This is a genomic window from Paraburkholderia sp. RL17-347-BIC-D (assembly GCF_046027915.1).
Lineage (GTDB): Bacteria > Pseudomonadota > Gammaproteobacteria > Burkholderiales > Burkholderiaceae > Paraburkholderia.
Genome location: NZ_JARESS010000223.1, coordinates 1 through 670, shown reverse-complemented (window position 1 = coordinate 670; position 670 = coordinate 1). Strand labels below are relative to the sequence as shown.

Sequence of the window (670 nt, the reverse complement as noted above, 5' to 3'; positions counted from 1 at the left end):
GTGGCGCTGGGCCTCGAGCAATGGATGACTACGGTGCTCGCGCAGCCAGAGCTGCAGGTCGAAGTAGTAGTACTGCTTGCTCCACAGCATTCCCGCCAACGCCTGACGGTGCACCCGGCGCTGGTCTTCGGTCAACGATGCGGGCGCAATCCGCTCGTAGAACTCGTCAGCGTCGGCGATGCGGCTATTGAATATGTTCTCGAAGTCGCGGAACGCATTGTCCAGTTTGGTTGCCATCAGACGCAGCTGGATGGTCGTGCTGCCGCCGCCGGGCACGTCGCAGATATAGTGGGCCGCGGCCTTGGTTCCGGTCCTGGCGGGATTCACCGCGTCGCCTTGTCCCGAAATGACGTAGGCGTGGAACGCATCCTTGACGTAGGGAGACGCGTTGGGCTGGCCCCACAGACGCTGCGCATTGCTCTCGTTCTCGGTGAAGAGCGTCTCCGGGGAGCCATCGCAATGGAGCCAGTACTGGCCCAGTTCAGGGTGCGTGGCCTGAATGGCGCCTGGGCCCGCATCGAGCAGCGAGGGCTTGCGATCGTCCTCACCCCATGACCATGTGTTGCGGAACCATAGCGTCGGCAGGACCCGCAGCCGTGCCGCTTCTGGTCCGCGGTTGTGCACGGAAATACGAACGAGGATGTCGTCCGGATCCGCCTTCGCGTATTCG

1 pseudogene is annotated in these 670 nt (G+C 63.1%); it reads right to left on the bottom strand.

Annotated elements, in window-relative coordinates:
* Positions 1–670: pseudogene (locus P0D96_RS48275) on the bottom strand (MGH1-like glycoside hydrolase domain-containing protein); the annotation flags it as partial.